Origin of the sequence: Synechocystis sp. LEGE 06083, assembly GCF_015207725.1 — a bacterium.
GTDB lineage: Bacteria > Cyanobacteriota > Cyanobacteriia > Cyanobacteriales > Microcystaceae > Synechocystis > Synechocystis salina.
Genome location: NZ_JADEWJ010000003.1, coordinates 17,590 through 38,438 on the forward strand (window position 1 = coordinate 17,590; position 20,849 = coordinate 38,438).

The following is a 20,849-nucleotide window of genomic DNA, read 5'->3' on the forward strand; positions in this document are numbered from 1 at the left end:
AGAGCCGTTTTCCCGTGCCGTGATCATAGCACTAATACCTCAGGATAATTACCTAGGCTAATTCACTGACGTTAAATTCTCTCCCTTGCGACATAAAACTTAAGATTTTACTAATAAACTAGTTCGTAGGTTTTTCAAGCCAAAAATTGAACGGCGATCAAATTTTCTATTGAAATTCTAATTCATGGCTATAGAAGTTGGAAAACTAAATTGCAAAATCACATCATTGTAGTCCTGATCACCGCCCCCAACTATATCTTCAAAGCCAAAAAGGTTACTACCAAGACGGGACATTTGACTAATACCACCGGGGTTAGCCTCATTAAAAGAGAAAAGAGCAACGGGGCCAAGATTGGGATCATTACCGGGATTTTGGTTCAGCACCTCTGCAATGGTGGCGTTGGGAATAATCACCATGCCATACATATTGTTGCCTAATAGGTTAATGGTTTGTTTTGTTGTGCCAAAGAAACTATCCGGCGCAGTTAAACTTACTCCGGTGAGGGGATTTTGGGCTCGATTTAAAGCGGCCTGGAGGTAACCTATTTCACCTGGCTTGAGATCAATTTGGCGATCGCCGTTTACATCTAATCCCCCGGTTAAGCTATCCACTTGGTAGAGGGCAATGGCATTGTCATAGGCTCCAGCACGACTAATGGAGGCTTCGACGGTAATGGTTTGATTTAAAATTCCTGGTACAACCAAAGTTTTGGAGCTAATTTCAGCAGTGATGCCATCAAAAATTAGTTGATGATAACCCCGACTATCGGTTTCCACGGTGGGGGAAGTATTAATGGAAAAAGTTGTTTTACCTCCCTGTTGGCTGTAGAGCATATAGTAACGATTAACTTCTAACTTAGAAGCGCTGAAATCACCAAAGAACTGAGATTCCGTTCCAGTTAATTTATTAATGTCAGTAAAACTTTGTTGCGCTAAATCACGGGTTAAAGCTTGGGTTGAAGCGCTGTTTTGATTATTAAAAACGATTTGTTTGCGGGCTAAAGCAGCAGCTTCATAGCCTAGATCACCGGGTCGCAAGCCATTGACAGAACCATCGGGGTCATCCACCGCAATCCAGCCTATTTCATAGTTTTGGTCAGCACTGCTAATTAACCTTAGTTGTACCTGGCCATCGGCATTGGTGGGAGCCCAAAAAACTCGGTTATCATTGGTGATTAAGCCTGGAATTGCACGACCCAAATAACCCTTCGTTTCCACCAGACCATTGCTTACTCCGTCGGCATCTCCCCGATCGCCGTCTAAAAGGGTAAGCTTGACTCCATGGGGACTGTTTTCACCATCTAGATAACTAAATTTAGCCCCAGTCACATTGTTAGATATTAGGGATTCATAATTTCCTGTAAGGGGGTTATAGCTGAAAAAGTCGTTAAATTCCTCGATGCCACTGACATTGATATCAGCTTGGGTATGACCATCATTGGTGGTGGTGGAAAAGTTGACTATGCCCTCCATTAAGCTATTTTCCAACTCCCCTGCCAGATAATTCCAACGGCGGATCTGGGAACCATTGCCATCACCGGCTAGGGAAAACTCTGGCCCCCAGTTTCCTGACTTTAAACCTTCGTCCAACAAAGAAACTAATAATCCAAACTGGCGATCGCCTGTGTAAATGCCATCATTGGGAATTTCAACTGTGACTGTTTTACTGGTTTCCCCTGGGCTAAATATTAGTTGCCCCGCCACTGGCAAATAGCGATTACCGGCCTTGCCATCCATATCTTGAGTCAGGTAACTAACTAAAACATATTTGTCTAGATTTCCCGTCCGTTCAATAACAAAATCCACTGCTTCCCTAACTTCGGTAGCGAGGGGACTAGAAACAAATAATTTGGTGAGAAGATTGGGGTCAGAAAAATTTGTTAAACCTTGATTGCCGTTAGTCAAATTATTACCATTGCCCACCCCAGCACCACTGGGTAAAATGGGTTGCGGTTGATTGTGGCTTGGAGCAGTAAAACTAGGGGTTGTTGGTTGATTGACTAATACAACAGCCGCTGAATTATTAGATTTATACTGATAAAATCTTTGCCCATATTGATAAATCGTTCCATCGGCACTAAAATCACTGCTCAATTGCAAACTATCACCGCTTTCATCCATCAAAACAACGAGGGTATTATTGCTGGATAAATTAGTTACCGTTAGGGAATTAAGGGTTAACTGATTCGCTCCATAATCCCGAATATCAATGGTTTCAAAATTCTGTAATCGCAGTCCAGGGGAAAGGGTAGTAATATCCCAATTCTGGCCGTTGTAACCCTGCAAAGCCAAAATATCAAACCCCGTGCCCCCATCCAGCCGCCGGAAATAGGTATCACTCACCGAAACCCAATCATCGCCGGGGCCGGCATAAACTACATCTAAACCACCCTTGGTGTAAATCTGATCATCCCCTTGCCCAGCCAGAAAACTTTCCCCAGTGGGACTGCCCAGCATCACATCATCGCCGATGGTTCCCGTCTGATTAACCGTGTCGTTAAAATCACTGCCAAACAGGACATAACTCAAATTGTCGCCATTGCCAGAATTAACGAAGGTCTCGCTCCAGAGGCTAGTCAATTGGTTAATGGCTGTCCCTACACCAGCAATGCCATTTTGATCCCAACCTGAACCGTTATAGGGTAAGGCGATCGCCACTCCGTTTTTTAAACCCACCACAATATCGGGTTGCCCATCCCTTCCCCATTGCACTGACATCTGGGTGACAGGAGAACTCCAGCCAGGATTGTTATCCGCAACGGTGATCCAACTTGAGCCGTTGTAATATTCAACCCCTCCCTTATCCCCAAAAGCGATCACCACTTGGGGCGTACCGTCACTATTCCATTGCACCGCCATTTGGCTAATAGGGGGCCCACCCACGGAGCGGAGGTTGGAAAAACCTTGGCCGTCGTAGTAGAAAACTGCGCCATTTTTAAGACTAACTAAGACCTGGGGCTGTCCCTCAGTGCTCCATTGCACCGATAGTTGGGTGACAGGAGAACTCCAGCCTGGCTTGGGATTTTCCAGGTATGTCCAGCTTGAGCCGTTATAGTAGCGAACACCGCCATCATCGCCAACGGCGGTAACAATCTGAGGATTGCCATTGGCCTGCCATAGCACCGCCATATGGGTTATGGGATAAGCAGGGTCATTTGAATCACTTCCGTTGTTGTATTCCAGGGTCTGCAAGGACGAATTGGCGCCGTTGTAATATTGCACTTGACTTTGGGGCCCTTCAGTTCCCGGCCCCTGCCCCACGACAATTTGGGGTTGCACATTCCGATCAGGATTCCACTGCACCGCTAATTGACTGATGAGGGGTTCATCAAAGTCTACTGAAATTAGCGGGTTCGATAACCAATTTGTTCCATCGTAGTAATAACAGCCATAGGAACCGCAGATCACCACCTGGGGGGGGTTATTACCATTCCACTGCACCGCCATTTGAATCACTGGCCAAGGCCCATCGGTCAGGGGGGAGATGCCCAATTGTGACCAACTCGAGCCGTTGTACCACCACACTTCGCCGTTGACTAACCCCACCACAACTTGGGGCACACCACTGGCATTCTCTTGCACGACCATCGAAATCACGGCAGGATCGCTATTCCCGCTATTAATTTGTTGACCGTTGTACCAAATTCGCCCTTTGTCATCCCCAATGACAGTGTTTTGGGAAAGTTGACTTTCATAATTGCCCGGAGCGCCTATCACCACATCGTCAAAGCCATCCCCATTCACATCACTGCCGCCACTAATGGCAAATCCGGCCTGGGCATCGGGTAAACCATTGACTAGAAAACCATAGAAGCTACTACTTTGATTTTGATTAGCGCCGAGTTGCCCTAAATCAAAGGGCTGATTGCTCCAATTATTGCCGCCGAATACAACGAACACACTGCCCTGATCATCATTGGCCGTCACTGTAAAGGGGGAACTAATTAACAGATCATCAAAGCCATCCCCATTCACATCTCCAGCTTGGGCAATTTCAGATAAGAAAAAGGGACTTTGTTGGTTACTCACCGTTGTGAACGGCGCCGCGAGGATGACATCGGGTTGGGAACTGTTAGTTAACCCCTGAAGTGAGCCGTAATAAATGAAAACACCTCCTTGATTGCCAGCCTGGTCTAAACGGGTCGGATCGCCAAGGGTTGCAGCGTAGTAGTTGGAAGCTAGTACAGCCAAGTCGGCGATGCCATCACCGTTAAAGTCACCAATATTCACCAATTGATTAGCCCCGGCCAGGGTATCAATCACCGAAGCGGTGGTGGGGTTGGGCAACAGGGAAAAAGTGCCAGCAGTGGAAATTTGTCCCGCTATTTTTCTCTGGTCACTGCCAATGGCAATTTCTGGGATTCCATCACCATTGAGATCAACCCCTGTGGCGGACGTTTGGGTTTCGGTATAATCAATCTTGGTAAAATTGTTTAAACTACCAGGGGCGTTACCCCAGGCTACCTGATTGCCGTTATCTCCCCACAGCAAGACATCATCATAGCCATCCCCGTTATAGTCGCCAATGGCCGTGGATTTGGTTACGCCCCCCACCTGGCTGATAACCACAGGCGCGGTACTAGAGGTAATACTTAATGTTTTTAAATCTCCCAGATTAGTATTGCCTAGAACAACATAGAAATTACCGTTATTAGCGAGAATTCCGACATCCTGGAAACCATCACCGTTGAAATCTCCCAAGCTAATCACTTCTTCCAGATTGGCATCGGGAACCGAAATGACTAGGTCGTCACTACCACTAGCTGCTGTGAGTAAATCCTGGGTGCTATTGCCAAAAATAATTGCTCCGGCATTATTCCCCCCAGAAAAAATATCTGCAAAGCCATCACCGTTTATATCCCCTAAAAACTGAACCAAGCGACCGTTATCAACAATGCTATCCACATAGGGAAGGGGAGACTCGGTTACATAAACGCCTTGGCTTTCTCCGGCATAGGCAAAATAAAGTTGGTTAGCCGCTGTAGCTAAAACGGGAAGAATTTGACGAGGTAAACCGACGATCGTCTGGGAAGGAGTCCAATTATTGGAATTGTTTCCATCCGTGGAGGTGATTACATTGATGTTGCCATCACTATCATTTGTATAGCTTAAATAGAGAGTTTCGCCATCAGTGGTTAAACCTGGTGTTTGGTTAGCGGGACTGATATTGTCAACTTCATAATCACTCCAAGTTAGATTGGCTAAATCATTACCAGTACCAGAAACAATATAGATAGAGGGAGGATTGGTCGGATTACCAATTTGTCCTCCAGTAAGTGCCAAATAGAGCGTATTATCTAAGACCGTGGCGCTCATATCGCTACTAGTTGAGTAGTTACCGCCAACGATTTGATTGCTATAGATCCAATCTGCTGATGTCAGAGGATTTTGGGCATTAGAATTAGAGTTATCGGAGTAAAAGTAAAGGATACTAGAAGTAGAGTTATCTGCCGTAAAAAAGAAAAACAGACTATCTTGGTACACCACTAAGGTGGGAGCGGTTGAAGAGAGTCCACCTAGCTGATAGGGACTATTCCAGGTTTCGCCATTATCTGTGCTACTGGCGACGTATAACCCCTTAGCGGCATCGACATAGGCCAAGTACAAAACATCCTTATAAAAAGCGATTGACGGCGTAAATGCAGTTTGTACATTACTAGGTAACGACACGGCTTGACCCCAAGTTTGGCCATCATTGGTGCTACTGGTGAAATGAATCTGTCCGCTACTGTCGGTATAAGCCAAATAGAGCGTGCCATTATTTGCAATGAGTGCAGGTGATGTTTTCGATGGGGAATTATCGAGGGAATTGCTAAAACGATTGGTTAAGGGACTATTAATCAGATTGCCATCAATAACAAAGCCGTTATCAGAGGCAATATCTGAGAGTTTGATACTGCCATCAGCGGCCAACCAGGGATGACCATAGACCACATAAAACTGCTGGGCATTGGGGGCACTGATCAAAAAGCTATCAATGGGAGTGTTATTGGGCCCAGTTTTTGCTGTGATATTGCCTAAGCTAACTACTGCTGTCCCCGCCAGTTGATTGGGCAGACTGCCATTGAGCAAGAAAATATTTTTGCTGTCAGTACCCGTCACACTGAGGTTAAATTGTTGCCCCACTTCGGACAAATCCAAGGGGCCAAACAATAAATAACTCTGGCCTGTGCCGTTGCCGGACTGGGGAGCGGTAATTAAAAAATCCTGGTAACCATCGCCGTTCACATCCCCTGGAGTCATGATGGTCATCCCGGCTTTCCCCCCAGCAATGCCACCATTGATGGTCAGATGACTGACTTCGTTGAGGGCTTGGTCAGAGCTGGATGCCACAGCCTTGCCCCCACTGAGCACATAGACCGCCCCGGCACTACCATTAACTCCTAACGCTGAAATAGCTAGATCCTGTTGACCGTCCCCATCCAAGTCCGTAAAGTCCCCCAGGGCGATCGCCGCTCCGGCCAAATAGTTGGCCCCTACTCCATTAGCGGCGGGAGCATTGGGCCCGGTGTAGGTAGCAAATTTGCCAAAGGATTGACCACTGGGTTGGGAAAAAACATGGACTGCCCCAGCGGCGATCGTGGTGGTGTCGGGATAATTGCCTTGATTGCCGGCGGGTAAAGCACTTTTGCCCACCCATTGGTTATTGATGGTTACCCCGTAGGTAGAAGAACCAATAAACAAATCGTCGTTGGCATTGTTAGTAAAAGTAAGGGGCCCGCCAGTCGTACGGCGAGAAACTCCCAGGCTATAACCCGCCGTTTCCCCAACGGTGACGGTTTGGGCTGGATTTTGGGGATTGGTCAGGCTAAAGCTTGAGCCAATGTGAATCGGCGGAGACAGTTGGCTGGGATTGCTGGAGGAAACGAGATAGACCTTACCCACTGCGACTCCGCTACTGTTTTTGGCAAAGGGAGCGCCAAAGGCAATTTGGGGGCCATTACCAGTGAAATTGCCGATCGCCACGGAAAAACCGGCCCCGCCCCCGGCATCAATGCCATCAATCACAAAACCTTGATCGCTAGTCCACTGACTGGCATTACTCAGATCAATAATTTGCTTTTGATTGTTGAGACTTGTGAGATAACTTCCCTTAATCACATAAATGCGTCCCGTTCCCCCATTGGCATTGGCATCACCAATCACCAAATCGTCAATGTTATCTCCATCTACATCCCCCGTTACCAAAGCCATGGGTACATCGTTGTTAATGTCCCCTGTATCGTTAATGCCCGTAATTAGTACCCCGTCAGGATTACCGGATAAATCAGTGGTGGTTAGCGCATTGGTGGTTTTCTGGCCTAAAACATCACCCCCGGCAAATAAAATTTGGATTGATCCTTTGACCGAGTTACCCTGGCTGGTGTAACCTCGATTGCCCACGGCCACATAGGCTAAAGCACCATTACTAAAACCACTGGCTATAACTGCGGCGATCGCCGGATTGTCGGTATTAACCACAAAACCACTATCCACCAGGGAAAGGGAGGCATCATTGGCTTCTTTTACCGTGGCGATGCCCAACACCTGATTGCCCAAATAATCCAGAGCGTTAGCAGAGACAGGGCCCCCCTGATTGGGTATAGGGGCCAGGGAAGTAAATTGAACTGGGTTATTTTCTCCTTTTAGGTAAACATTTACTGTGGCAGGGGAGGTGAGGGGACTACCCTCCGTATCCACAAAAATAGTGAAGGTTTCCGTTGCTCCCATAACCCGATGGGAAAAAGTTACTCCAGGATTCAGGCTATTGAGTAAATTGTCCCCAGAAACAAACTCCAACCCAAGCTTTGCACTATCTGTGCTCTCCGCCAGAATTACTCCTACCTGCCAACCCCCTAGGGTTTGACCATTACCATTAGTCCCCAGACTCCAAAGTTGACCATCGGACGTAGTCACGGAAAAACCAACAATTTCACTTCCCTGTTGCCCGGTTAAATTAACTTGAAAAATGGTATCAGGATTACCGTTGGGGGTGATTTGGGCATTATTGTTAGAACCAGGCTTCGCAGAAACAATATCCCAAATTGGATTGTTAGCCGCCGCTAAAATGGTGGGAACGACTTCATCAACGGGGTTAATGCTAACGGGACTTTGCCAACTATTACTACTGCTGTCCCAGACGCTATAGTTAGTTTCTGGACCTGCTGTCACCGGATCGAAAAAGCGGGCTTGGTAGCGGGAACCAATTTCATTAACCCCCAAAACCCCGTCAATGAGTTGGGAACCAGTTAAATTAAGAAAATTTTCGCCCAGTGAACTTGGACTAGAACCATTGTCAGTGTGGGAAAGAATCGAATTATAAAAAGCAAATTCATCCAGGTAAACAGGCCCTCCATTCCCCGCCAAAGTTAGGGTTCCCGACGAGGGCAAATTGGCAAAAGCAATATTCTCCAGACTATCCACCAATTGCCCATCGACGTAAAGGGCAAGAATTTGTTTAACAGGGTCATAGGTTCCCACCACATAATGCCAATGGTTGGCCGTAATGGCTTCGGTAATCTGGGTATTGCTACCATTATTCAAAGCAAAAATTAAGCTGTCCCCGTTTAAACTCAGGTCAAATACCCCGGCGAAGTTAGCTAAGCCCACCACTCCCCCGGTAGTTGGCAATTTGAACCAAAATTCCACCGAAAAACCCTGCACAGAAACAGGTACTGGGGAGTTGATCGTGACTCCACCACTGTTGAACAATACTGCTGGATTAAAATCACCCGTATTAGTATTCGTATTTTCCAGGGCTCCCACCTGGTCGAGGGTATAGCCGCTGGCACTATACGTTCCGTTCCCCTGCAAAGATAATTGACCCTGGTTAATGGCCGTAGTACCGCTTAGTTCCCCTAACCTTAGATAAAGCAAAGGATTTTGCTCCGAAACCAAGTTGCTGTAGGAAGGGGGCTGGCTTTCCGTCCAGAAAATGACCGGTTGCCCATTCAGAGAACTAATGCTTAATTCACTAAAACTGTTGGGATTGATGCTAGGATTTGCCCCGCCCAAGGTTGTTGGAGCAGTCCAGCGTGTGCCGTTAAAAGTTGCAAACTGAATGGTGGTATGGGGATCACCGTTGCTGTTCAGTTGGGTATTTAACCAAGCCGCCAGTAAACTGTCATCGGGGCCGACTCCCAAGGTTACTTTTTGGTCTTGCCCTGGCTGACTAGGAAAAATCGGAGCGGCCAAACTCCACTGATTGTCGGGCCCCAAGACCGCATAGTAAATATCTGATTGCTGGGCGGCGGAGGTTATTAAAGCTACTTCATTGGGACCATAGTTTTGACCAGGAATAGCCTGGACAGATAAAGCTGAAGTATCGACGTTGACCCAAGCCACAACATTTTGGACCGTTTGAGTGCTGGGGTTGGTATAAAGTATGGCGGCTACATCGGAATTAACGCCGCTAGTCCCAGGAATCGTGGTGATGGAGGAAATGCCACTGTCCCCAAAGGGAGAAAATGCCGTTTTAATAACGGTGCTGGAACTGGATGCAGTGGTTAAAAAGTTGTTAGTGCTGAATTGGGCAACGGTTTGGGGAGTGCTGGCATTGCTGACTAAATTGTTGTCACCATTGGAGTTGGGAGTATAGGTGACGGTGACCAATTGACCTTGACCAATAATCTGATTTAAAACCAGGGTGACGGAAGTATCGTTAACAGTAACGCTAGTAATATTAATTGGACTATTGACATTGCCATTAACCGTTACCTTGAACTGATCACCGTTGGGAATTTGATTGACGTTTAGGGTCTGATTAAAGGGAATGGTGAGTAGGTTGGAAAGTATTGATCCTGGCAACGTGGTGGGCGCGGTATTGGATTCACTAGCCAGTTGGATATTATTGCTAAAATCGGGAATCCAAAAGCTCGTATTGGTGGCATCAGTCAAAGATAAATTAGAGCTAAAATTAATCCCACTTAAACTGTAAGCAACTGCAACAACCTGACTAGCATTAACAGAGTTATTCAGGGTCAGGGTAACGGTATTTTGAGCTAGGGAAACATTGGTGGGATTAATGCTATTGCCATCGCTGGTTTTAATGACAAATTGGGAGTTACTGGGGGGATTAGCTGAGTCATTTTTGAGATTATCGGCAAAAACAAGGTAGATATAATCTCCTTCTGCCAAAACGGAAATGGGAGTAATGGGAGGGCTGTCGCTACTCCAAGCCAGTAGGATATCCCCTTGACTAGTTAACGCCAGGGCAGGGGAAGTGTCCTGGGCAAAGTCACTGGTTAAATTACTGAGAACAGGTTGGGTTTGAACGTTGGCAGCGCTGACAAAGGTGCCATTAGCCAAACCTCTGGCAGTGGGGGCAGTGCCATTACTGACGGTAAATGCTGTAACAGTATCTTGATTGGCGGTTTTAAGTTGTTGCTCACCACTGGCATCTGGATTGTACTGGACAGTGTAAATTTCACCAGGGTTAATGACGGTATTGGAAGCAAGGGTTAAAACAATTCTGCTTTGATTAACTACTACATCGGTGATGGCAATGGATTGATTACTACTGTTGGTGACCGTAAACCACTGGAGCAATTGATTTTTAAAAGCTAGAATATCTGGATCTAAAGAGGCATTAAACGCAATGGTAATCTGTTGATTGTTTTGGGTATAGTCATTGCCTGTCCCACTGGTGGGGTTATAGGTATAAATTATTGTGTCGGAGGATATAATCGCCACCGCACTGTCTGTAAATGTTCCCAGTTGATTACCAGTGTATTTAACAACAACATTGGCAAAGGGCTGGTCGTTGAGGCTAGTGTAGGGAATTTCCTGGTTTAATCGTAAAATAACCTCACTAGTGTTACTTTGATTATCAGTTTGAACCACCACACCAAACACAGGAATAGTAGAAATTTGCCCATTGGCATTGGTAACAGTGACGGTAAAATCTGTGGGGTTAAGATTAAGATTAGGATCTAGGGATTGAGCAAGGTTAATGGTGAGCAAAAAGCCATCAACACTGGCAATATTGTTGGTTTCTGTGGCAGTATTGGTTTGATTATCTTGAGATGAAGAGGACGGAAACGTTTGTGTCCAAGTGGGGAACCCTGCATATCTGGCACTGATAATGCCCAGTAAATTAACGTTGATGTTGTAAGGAGCGCCAATGGTAATAGATGAAGGGGTATCCCCTTTGATAGTAAAAGTACCGTCGACAAAAAAGCCAATGGAACCAAAAAGCTTAAAAATGTAGGGAATTTCAATACTGCCTTCAAAGCCTAATGTAACGGGAATTCCCACCAGTAAAGATTCCAGTTCCACAGAGCTATTTTGATCAATGGAAGCAAATGCCGCTTCCAAATTGGAGAGTAAAGCTAAAATTGCTGTGTCTTGGGAAAAACCAGGCACGAAGGAGAAAGAATCGGTAATAAATAAACGGTCTGTATTGCCGCTCAGATCAAGGTATGGTGCTAGGACGGGAAAATAGGAGGCTGGATCCTTGGGGGCAACCTGCCATTGCAAAGCTACACCGGCATTAAAAAATAAACCGAAATTGGCGCTTAAGCCAACATTTAAAATATTGTCAAAACCAAATAAAGGAATGGACCCCGCTAAACTAGCTAATGCCCCTCCAGTTTCCAAATAGAGGGGAAATTTACCGTCAGAATTAGCATTACTGTTGCCATAACTATATAAAGAAGACAAAGTAAAAGATACATCAAAACCATCTTGAGCGCTTTCCCCTAAGGCTCCCCTACCTTGCCTTCTCCATCGATCAAAACGATTACTATCATCACTATTGCCGATGTTTCGCCTTTGTTTTCTACCCAAAGTTGCCAGGGCATTAAGTAACAACCTGCCATCGGTAGACTCGCCACCGCCAAACAAACTCCATTCAGGATTTTGTCCCGATGAACCTTGGAGAGAAATAGACAAGATGAGGGGGCCAAAGATTCTTTCTAGAACCTTGTCTGGTTGCTCGCCTAACTTTTTGGCAATTAACAATGACAAGCCATTAAGATTGAAATCGCTGGAGGCATTCCAGTTAGCCCCTAGGCCTTGATACTTAGGTTTATTGCCCAGAAATTCTGTTTCTTCTGCACTAAGAATTTCATAATTGGCGGCAGGGGCATCAAGATTACGCCCCAGATAATTGTATGAATTTTTTTGGTTAGTTGGACGAATAAAAGCAGAGGTGTTGCCACTAGTAAACTGATTTTGATTAACCGTAAAACTCTGGTAATAAAGATCGGTATCCTCTCGGATAGCTTGGTTTTTAGCTTGCTCTGCATCAACTTTTTGCCCTACTACAAACACAGTGCCGTCATCTTTGGCGATCGCCCTGGGGGCCAAATCTCCCACAGCATCAGCAGTTAAGGCCTGGGGAGTTGCTAACCATTCGGTTCTGCCCCCGGAGTTATAGCGGGCGGCGGTGTAAAAAAGATTGCTGTCATTGCCACTGCCCTGCTGGTAAACCACCACGAGCCCCGGCGCTGGGGCGGTACTACTTTCTCCGCTGGTGGGTTGGATTAACTTATCATTGGCAATCAAGTTCAGACTGGTGAGGGATTGATTGCCCACATTGGCGATCGCCTGGGCGTTCTCCCAAGTACCAGAATTAACGTTATAGACAGCGTGCCAGAGTGAGGTATTTTCCACCCAAACAACATGGGTAGTTCCTGCTGAATCGGTGGTAATGGCAGAAAGGCGATCGGCCAAATTGATAGTCATAAATCGAGTTAATAGCTGGAACAACAGACAAGGCCAATGACTTTGATCTGGCTTGGCCACTCAATACTGAGATATTATGTCGATATTTTGCCGATTTCCCTTTTGCTCTTTGTCATTGTATCTAAGCAACCGGGAAACCAACCAATTTTTGAGTTAGAAAAGTTGAAAAAATGACCATACTCAGTAATATTACTTAACAATCAATGAACACAGTCAGACGGTCAGAGAGTAATAGAAACTTTGATCTTAAATATTTTTAAATGATTATGGCTTTTTGCCACTGACTAAAAATGCGGTAAAAGCACAGAAAAAGTCTCCAGCTTGATTACATTGATTAATTGTCATGAGCCAAAGAATAAGATTATTTTGACTTATAAATCTCTGTTCGCTAATTTTTTCCACCGTCCGAGATAGGTCTAAATTTTTATCGGCTAATTCAAACTCAGTCAGGCAAATGGTAATGGGTTCCAGAGTGATGTCAGTTAAGCCTGCCTGCCGGAAATACTTAAAGAGATAGCGACCCACCCAGCCGGAAGGAAAGTTATCACACCAAAAATTAACCAATGCAAGGGTTTATGGTTCGTTGCTCGGAGCCAATTACCAATGTTTCCCAATCCGGCTCAAACGCCACTACCCAACCATTGGATTGCACAACTCTGGCCATTTCGGCGATCGCCTTTTGGGGCTGGGCAATATGTTGTAGGGTGCGGTCAACTCTAGCCGCAGTGAAATTAGCATCGGGAAAGGGTAATTGCTCTGTGTTAGCTAGGATAAATTCAAACTTAGTGGAGGATTTTTTTGTCCGTTCCTTTGCCTGGTTGAGCATAAATTGACTGCGGTCCACCGCTGTAACTTTGCCAGTTTCCCCTACATAATTGGTCAACCAAAGGGCATCATTGCCGGTGCCACATTCCACTTCCAGCACCGAATCACCGGGCTTCAGTTGCATTTTTTCAAACGTCTTTTGTTTGTAATATTTATACAAGTCTAGTGACTGTTGCAATTCCAGACAGCGGATGAAGTTTTCAATATTTCCAGAGTTGTCTAAATCTTGAAAGTCGCTGGCAAAGTAGGTCATAATTGCGGCTCAGTGAAAAAAAGCAAATCTATCTAATTACTATTAATAATTTTCACTGCACTTTAGCTGTTTGGATCACACCATTTGCCAGGTGATTTCTTCCCCCGCCCGTAACGGCACCAGCCCAGATTCTGGAAAGGGCAATTCAGCGGGAATGCGCCACGGTGTTTTGGTCAATGTAATTTGTTCTGTATTGCGGGGCAGTTGATAAAAGTCCGGGCCATAAAAGCTGGCAAAGGCTTCCAGTTTATCCAGGGCATTAGCACTTTCAAAGACTTCGGCATACAATTCCAGGGCGTGGAGAGCGGAATAGCAACCGGCACAACCACAGGAGCTTTCTTTACTATTGCGGGCGTGGGGAGCGCTGTCCGTACCCAGGAAAAACTTCGGATTGCCGGATGTGGCCGCCTGCAGCAGGGCCAAACGGTGTTCTTCCCGCTTCAAAATTGGCAGGCAATAATAATGGGGACAAATGCCACCTTGAAACAAAATATTACGGCTAAATAATAAATGTTGGGGCGTAATGGTAGCGGCAATATTATTGGTCGATAAAACAAACTCCACCGCATCGCTGGTGGTAATGTGTTCCAGCACAATCCGCAGTTGGGGAAATTTTTCTCTGAGGGGAATTAGGTATTTTTCAATGAATACTTTTTCCCTGTCAAAAATATCAACCTGGCGATCGGTCACTTCCCCGTGGAGTAGGAGGGGCAGGTCTACCTGTTCCATGGCTGCAAGCACAGCATCACACCGACTGATATCTGTCACGCCAAAGTCTGAGTTGGTGGTGGCTCCAGCGGGATAATATTTCACTGCTTTGACAAATTTGGATGCCTTGGCCGCAATAACCTCTTCGGGATTGGTATTATCCGTCAGATAAAGGGTCATCAGCGGCTCAAACTGGCTCCCGGCAGGAACAGCCGCAAGAATCCGCTCTCGATAGGCGGCGGCATCGGCCACGGAACGCACTGGAGGCTTCAAGTTGGGCATGACGATCGCCCTAGCAAATTGACGGGCTGTGTGGGGCAAAACTGCCTTGAGGGCCTCTCCATCCCTTAGGTGCAGATGCCAATCGTCGGGTCTGGTGATGGTAAGCTTTTCCATTACTTAATCATAAGCTGGTTGAGGCTGAGTTAAAGGGATTGATGATTGTTAGCTGCTCTTGAACAACTAAGCTATGTTGCATATCTTCTGAATAAATTGTTTTAGCTTGTGATTTCAAAGCACAGGCAATTATCAAGCTATCCCAAAAAGAGAAATTATATTTTTTTCTCAACTGACAAGCCTCTTTAATTTCCGTCATCGTTAGGGTTATAATTTGACATTGCTCTTCAAATTCTTCAATAATTTCTAAGAGTTCTTGATCGGAAAATTTAGCTTTTCTTTTTAATACGGCGCAAGTCTCTGTGATTACTTGGGTGCTAATCACAATACTCTGATCCAAGGGTTGGGTAAGTTGGATTGCAATTTGACGCTTGCGATTATACTCTTCTATTCCGATGTTAGGATCGATCAATAGCCGATATAACCACACATTAGAGTCAATAAAAACTTTAGTCATTTCCTTCTCTATGGTGGATTTCATCTCTTGTTAAGTTACGCCATCCTTCGACAGAAACGGGATTTTCTACGAGTCGATCCATTAAGCGTTTTTTTCGCTTGGGTTTAACAATAACCTCTACTTCCAATTCTTCCTGAAGCTCTTGATCATATTCTTTTGGAATGGCGATCATTCCTTGACTGATTTTAGCCGTGAATTCAATAGTGTTCATTATTATTTTTCTGGATAAATTATTTTTTTTGATGAGAATACTTTACGCTTAGTTTAACATAATTGACTCCATGAAAATGCTTAGCGATTCCATTCAATATTTACTAAGTCATTGAATTGTTCACACAGCTCAAGTAAAAGTTGACTGGGATTTTTATTGTCCAAAAACAAATCAAGCTTTTCTATCTGTATTTCATTTTTAATAAACAGGATAATGTCTTCAATTTGGACGATTAGATCATCAATAGTTACATGTTGAGCTGGAAGTTTGTTGTTAATTAATGTTTGGATTTTAGATTTAATATTCGTTGGTATAGATTCAATCAATCTTATTTTAAAACGTCTTAATAATATTGCTTCATCTGTAATTGAATTTAAATTGTCGGTCTTGACTGAAAGTGAGAAAGTCTGATTTATAATTTGTTGATTGAGATAAATTTGATCAGAAGACCTGTTATTATTAAGCCATTGACCATAAAATTCGGCATAGCTTATTCTGTCAGCTATGTAATCGGCTATTTTAACAGGAACATAACAGTCAATATCAAAGGAAAAGAATTTTGATAAAATTTTATCCATAAACCTCGAATAAATTGAATTGTCATAATCAACCAAATCAATAATAAAATCCAAGGCAATCAAGAACATATTTAAATTTGTAGTAGTCATTGTAATTGTAAATATATTTTCAGGAACTTGATTATATAACTCTTTGAATTTTAGTTGCTGCTTTGTTTTCTGATAACCACGCATAGAAAGTCTATTTTTAGGGTTTTTATAGCAGAAGTATTCATAATCTAGTTTTTGGCTTATCAGGTCACGTCCACGTTCATTGCTATCAGTAGTTTCCCAACCAATACAATCTCTCATTCCATATAAAACACTACTAAAGGCATCTTCAATATGAGGCAAATAATTTTCATCTAAATCAAAGTTTGTCAGATTATTTTTTATAATATCCATTAAACTACTTTCGCCGTATATTGCCTGACCAAAAAAGTATTCTAATTGAGCACATGAAAATAAATGACTAGGCTCATGTTTGAATAACTCAACCACAAATTGATTGTTACGATTATTGTTAACCCATCTTTCATCATTAATTAATTCACTAATATTTTTAGAGTCAGTTTCTTCATGATCTTCTGTAAAGGTAAAACCTAAATCATCGTCATTAACAGATCCTTGTGTAAAGCTTATGTTTTTTGGAATTTTTGGAATGTTTATTTTTTGGGGTTTATTCTTATTTTGATCTTTATTCTGTTCATATCGTTGCCAAAATAATGGTGTTCCATAATCATCACCGTATCTTCTTTTTATTTGTTCAATGAAGTCCTGATGATTTTTAAAGCCATAGTGTTGATAATAGTCATCAATCGTGTAATTATGGTCATCAAAAAACCATGTTGGATAATGGTTGACAACTTTTTGAGCTATAGTAGTATTGATTGAATTGGGTTCTAAAAGGTAAATCAATTTAACGAGATGATATAAATAATCATAACCAGGAACATTTTCTGACAGAGATTCTAATTTATCTTCTAGTTTTTTCAAAAGTAGTGGATGCGAACAATTTTCAAGCTTATTCCTAAATTCTTCACTCTTTGGATATTCTATTAACTCTTTAGTTTCTTCATTCCAATCTCCAAATGCGTAACTAATCGCATAATCAAGAATAGTATCAACTATTTCACAATCATGAAACTCGGAAATGAGCTCAGTGGCAATTATTAATGCTCTGATTTGATGAATATAAGCAGATTTTGGCTGACAATCAAAACTAACTAATTGCTTAATCAACTTATTTTTTTGATCATTGTCTATGCTCGGTAAACCAATCCAAAGTACAGCTATCTCAAACCATTTAGATTCAAAAAGTCTATAAATTCCTTTTTGAGGATTATTAGGAATATGATTCAGTAAAAATTCAGATTTATCTATTGCTAATGCTGCGAAATATTCTTGAAAGCTAGGATGAAAAAAAGTATAAATTTTTTCTGATTTTTCTTCGGAAAGTCCAACATCATTCAGCCAGCCTAACTGTATAGCTAACTTAAACATTCCCTCGTCTGCTTCACCTAAAACTTCATTGATCTGCTTTTTGGTAAATCGAAAGTGAGACTTATCACGATCTAATCCTTGTATTGCTAACCGCCCTAATGCTTTTTCAAATTCTTTTTTCTTAGAATCTGATATTTGAGTTTCAGATACTTTCTTCCAATCATAGTAGATTTCAACGAATTTTCCGTAAAGATCCGCTTTTGTATCTGGAAGAGAACCTTTATGACTTTGCCACCAATAACAGATTAATGTTAATCTTAATGGATTTTTAACCAGATCTTTAATTCGCTCTTTCCCAAGTTGATTTAATCCTTCAATCAAGCTTTGAGCATCATTTTCATTTTTCAAAAATTTAATGGCAAACTGTTTCTGTTGTTCATCATTAAAATCATCATTGTAATAAATATCAAAACCAGATAATGCTCTGGGACTACCATCCCAGATATTCAACCGACACGTCACAATTATTTTTGCCGACTCAATCCAGGTTGGGAGTTTATCAAATAAAGATAGACCTGATGACCCTATTTCATCAATGCCATCCAGCAGGAGCCAAATATTGCCTTTTTTAAACTCTTCAACTAGCTCATCTTGTTGAGTCTCAGTAGTCTTTCGGTGTTCATGGGCATTTCTTAACCAATCCGTGAGCAAATATTCCTCTAGTGTCTTTCCCTGAAGCTCTGCCAAAGATACCCAAATAACACGATTATCTGTATTTTGCTCAAATAACCAGCGGGCAATTTGCTGTAAGCGAGTTGTTTTTCCTGATCCGGGTTCACCGATAATTGCGAGTCGTCTCCCCTGGCTTTTGGAACTATTCTCATTAGTTACAACTTCGTCTAAAAATTCTTCGTATGTAAATTCACGAGTTATTGCATCATTATTCAGACGATAAAAAGCTGAACCATGCTCAGGTTTAATGTCACCATGGTGAGGTTTTTGTTTACGTTCGACTAATCCCAAAGGAACATAAAGACTTTCTGTGTCAAAGTAAAGATCGCCTAAAAGACTATTTGTGGTCAACTTTTTAATTTTATCTTCTAGCATTCGTCTAAAAAAAATTACTGTTAATTTTTGATATTCCGTTGTTTCTTGATTGATATTTTCATAATAATTTGGAAATTTTTTCTCCCACAAAAATTCTGACAACTTAGCCCAAGGCTCTTCTCCTTTTGCTGGCCTTCCACGCCCTTTCTTTAATAGTTTACCTTTAAGGTCAGGCTCTTTATTTTCGATTAATTTATGGATTGCAGTGAGAGCATCCTGTAAATCCTTTTCAGACTTGCCAATATACTTAGCTATTTCATGGTTTTGATAGCATTGATTTTTAGGTGAATATCTCTCAAGAAAGATTTCTCTGTGAGATCCTAATATTCCATATTCGTTGGCTATTGACTCAAGAAAAGAGTTTTTTTGTTCTTGCAATTCTTCCACTGTATCTGCCCCTTGCTGCTCATCTATAAATATCGTACAGCGGAAATCATTGAAGATTTTCGCCGCTGATTTGATTCGATTTATTTCGATTTCTCTCAATTTTATTTTTTGAGGAGATTGAATACAGTGAAATTGTCGAGGGCAGACAACCAAAGACCGAGAGGGCAAACCCCCAAGACCCCTGAGAGAAGGTTCCCAACCTGCCTGATTCACAACTCCAATTTAACTCCTGACTTTAATCCTATGGGCAAACAATCCACTCTGAACCAACTAATCCAACAGGATGCCAACATCATCCCCAGTGAAACCATCACATCATTTAACTCCTACAAAGATGACAATCATCTGCAACGTCGCCAGCAACAACGGGCCATTAATACCGCCATGATTCAGGTTGCCCTAACCTATGGGCAGCAAGACTATAGCCACGGAGCAATGCGCTTCACCCTGACCGATCGCCTTCTTCGCCAAAGCCCTTACGCAAAAATGACTGATGCTTTGCGGGGATTGCGGGTAATCTGTCAGCCAACAATCACCAATACGCAAATTGTCACCGCTTACTGGCATCACCAAACCAAACAGCGGGCTCGCTAAATCCCATCATCAACTTCAACTTTTATCCCAGTTTTTCTACTTTACCAATTATGGTTCAATCCTTTCTTCCCCAAATCAAGCAACGCTTTCGTCCCTATGCCTGGGTTACAACCCTTGCCAAACTAATGGCTGAAGAAGATCCCTGCTTCTTCGCGGCTTGGTTAAAAACCCAGCATCAACTAACTTTGCCCCCCAGTGATTTCGACTGCACAATCCATGATCAAATGGTGATTGAACGGGCAGAATCTTTGCGTCAACAGGGATATGATGTCGCCATCGAAGAAGAAAATTCCCAAAAGGTAGTCGGCAAATCCTTTGACATTTGCATTGCTGGTCGTCCTGATATTGTTGCCTACAACGACGACGAAATTATTGTTGAAGATTGCAAAAGTGGGCGCAAACGCCCCTTTCATTACTACCAAGTTCTGCTTTATCTGATGCTGATTCCCCACGCCGATACCACGAAAGAAAAGTGCCAAGGACGGAAATTAAATGGCCGCTTAATTTACTCTGATTCTATTGAGGATGTTCCCCACTCCATGATTGATCCAGATTTTATTAAGCAACTCCATGGCATTCTCCAAATCTTGACTAGTAAGGATATTCCCAAACCTAATGCCTCGGCGGAAAATTGCCGTTATTGCCCCTTGGCTGGCAATTATTGCTCCATTAAACGCTGTGATTAATTACCTTGAATCCATGGCGATCTGTCTTCTCATTGGCGATCGCCTCTTCTTGCTCGCTAGCAACTTCAAGCCATCCTTCCACCGCCTCTTTAACCATTTCCATAAGGTGATCGTAACTATCTCCCCAAGTGTGGCAACCGGGTAGGGCGGGAACGGAAGCACACCATTGGTCTTGTTCCTGCCAGACTAATACTTTTAGCTTCATGAAATTTCGATGTAGGGTTTGCTAAAACATATTGTAGGCAATCATTTGGCGATCGTCTCTGGAAACTGTGGTTAAAGAAACTGACTGCTTCTGGCCAGGCAAGCAGAACCATAGGCCGCCTCCGACTGAATAGATTTTTGCACCGGAACCTGGAGCAAATTTTGCCGAATGGTTTGCCAAATTATATTTTCTGCCCCACCCCCAGCCGTCAATACCTTTGTTAGTGGCGTTGCTCCCAAGGCTTGTAACTTGGCATATCCCTGGGCTTCAATGCGGGCCAAACCTTCCAATAAACCTTGTAAAAAAGTCACATCATCCGCTGGTCTGGGTTCCAGTTTCGGTAACAAATTGGGG

At 43.3% G+C, this 20,849-nt stretch carries 10 protein-coding genes and 1 pseudogene; 2 read left to right on the forward strand and 9 right to left on the reverse strand.

Going from position 1 to position 20,849, the window contains the following annotated elements; all coding sequences use genetic code 11:
- Nucleotides 1–177: 177 nt before the first annotated feature.
- The 7 genes from IQ219_RS00410 to IQ219_RS00435 all read right to left on the reverse strand — a co-directional run bounded on the left by IQ219_RS00410 (nucleotide 178) and on the right by IQ219_RS00435 (nucleotide 19,109).
- Nucleotides 178–12,666, reverse strand: coding sequence for a SwmB domain-containing protein (locus tag IQ219_RS00410; RefSeq protein ID WP_194071358.1), 12,489 nt, complete (start codon nucleotides 12,664–12,666; stop codon nucleotides 178–180).
- Between the two features lie 264 nt (nucleotides 12,667–12,930).
- Nucleotides 12,931–13,230: a hypothetical protein gene (locus IQ219_RS19875; RefSeq protein ID WP_228016601.1), complete on the reverse strand. Its 300-nt coding sequence runs from the start codon at nucleotides 13,228–13,230 to the stop codon at nucleotides 12,931–12,933.
- On the reverse strand, nucleotides 13,223–13,744 hold the full coding sequence (locus IQ219_RS19880; RefSeq protein ID WP_228016602.1) for a class I SAM-dependent methyltransferase: 522 nt from the start codon (nucleotides 13,742–13,744) through the stop codon (nucleotides 13,223–13,225). Before IQ219_RS19880 ends, IQ219_RS19875 begins: the two co-directional genes overlap by 8 nt.
- 75 nt (nucleotides 13,745–13,819) lie before the next feature.
- Nucleotides 13,820–14,848: a dihydroorotase gene (pyrC, locus tag IQ219_RS00420; protein ID WP_194071359.1), complete on the reverse strand. Its 1,029-nt coding sequence runs from the start codon at nucleotides 14,846–14,848 to the stop codon at nucleotides 13,820–13,822.
- A gap of 7 nt (nucleotides 14,849–14,855) precedes the next feature.
- On the reverse strand, nucleotides 14,856–15,305 hold the full coding sequence (locus IQ219_RS00425) for a PIN domain-containing protein (RefSeq protein ID WP_194071360.1): 450 nt from the start codon (nucleotides 15,303–15,305) through the stop codon (nucleotides 14,856–14,858).
- A complete protein-coding gene (locus IQ219_RS00430) occupies nucleotides 15,298–15,516 on the reverse strand; it encodes a hypothetical protein (protein ID WP_228016603.1) in 219 nt (72 codons plus the stop codon). Before IQ219_RS00430 ends, IQ219_RS00425 begins: the two co-directional genes overlap by 8 nt.
- A gap of 80 nt (nucleotides 15,517–15,596) precedes the next feature.
- A complete protein-coding gene (locus IQ219_RS00435; protein ID WP_194071361.1) occupies nucleotides 15,597–19,109 on the reverse strand; it encodes an NACHT domain-containing NTPase in 3,513 nt (1,170 codons plus the stop codon).
- Between the two features lie 144 nt (nucleotides 19,110–19,253).
- Between IQ219_RS00435 and IQ219_RS00440 the strand changes: the two genes are divergently transcribed.
- Together IQ219_RS00440 and IQ219_RS00445 are read left to right on the forward strand one after the other, a co-directional pair.
- On the forward strand, nucleotides 19,254–19,604 hold the full coding sequence (locus tag IQ219_RS00440; RefSeq protein ID WP_194071362.1) for a hypothetical protein: 351 nt from the start codon (nucleotides 19,254–19,256) through the stop codon (nucleotides 19,602–19,604).
- 50 nt (nucleotides 19,605–19,654) lie between these two features.
- A complete protein-coding gene (locus tag IQ219_RS00445) occupies nucleotides 19,655–20,290 on the forward strand; it encodes a Dna2/Cas4 domain-containing protein (protein ID WP_194071363.1) in 636 nt (211 codons plus the stop codon).
- Here the strand turns inward: IQ219_RS00445 and IQ219_RS00450 are convergent.
- Together IQ219_RS00450 and IQ219_RS00455 are read right to left on the reverse strand one after the other, a co-directional pair.
- Nucleotides 20,274–20,495 carry a type II toxin-antitoxin system HicB family antitoxin gene (locus IQ219_RS00450; RefSeq protein ID WP_194071364.1) on the reverse strand — a complete coding sequence of 74 codons (222 nt, stop codon included), beginning with the start codon at nucleotides 20,493–20,495 and terminating at the stop codon, nucleotides 20,274–20,276. The genes IQ219_RS00445 and IQ219_RS00450 overlap by 17 nt on opposite strands.
- A 71-nt stretch (nucleotides 20,496–20,566) precedes the next feature.
- Nucleotides 20,567–20,849 (reverse strand): annotated as a pseudogene (locus IQ219_RS00455) (FGGY-family carbohydrate kinase); the annotation flags it as partial.

Coding starts and splice junctions, on each gene's coding strand:
- IQ219_RS00410 (WP_194071358.1), bottom strand. CDS start 12,666: ATGACTATCAATTTGGCCGATCGCCTTTCTGCCATTACCACCGATTCA.
- IQ219_RS00450 (WP_194071364.1), bottom strand. CDS start 20,495: ATGAAGCTAAAAGTATTAGTCTGGCAGGAACAAGACCAATGGTGTGCT.
- IQ219_RS00445 (WP_194071363.1), top strand. CDS start 19,655: ATGGTTCAATCCTTTCTTCCCCAAATCAAGCAACGCTTTCGTCCCTAT.
- IQ219_RS00440 (WP_194071362.1), top strand. CDS start 19,254: ATGGGCAAACAATCCACTCTGAACCAACTAATCCAACAGGATGCCAAC.
- pyrC (WP_194071359.1), bottom strand. CDS start 14,848: ATGGAAAAGCTTACCATCACCAGACCCGACGATTGGCATCTGCACCTA.
- IQ219_RS00425 (WP_194071360.1), bottom strand. CDS start 15,305: ATGACTAAAGTTTTTATTGACTCTAATGTGTGGTTATATCGGCTATTG.
- IQ219_RS00430 (WP_228016603.1), bottom strand. CDS start 15,516: ATGAACACTATTGAATTCACGGCTAAAATCAGTCAAGGAATGATCGCC.
- IQ219_RS19880 (WP_228016602.1), bottom strand. CDS start 13,744: ATGACCTACTTTGCCAGCGACTTTCAAGATTTAGACAACTCTGGAAAT.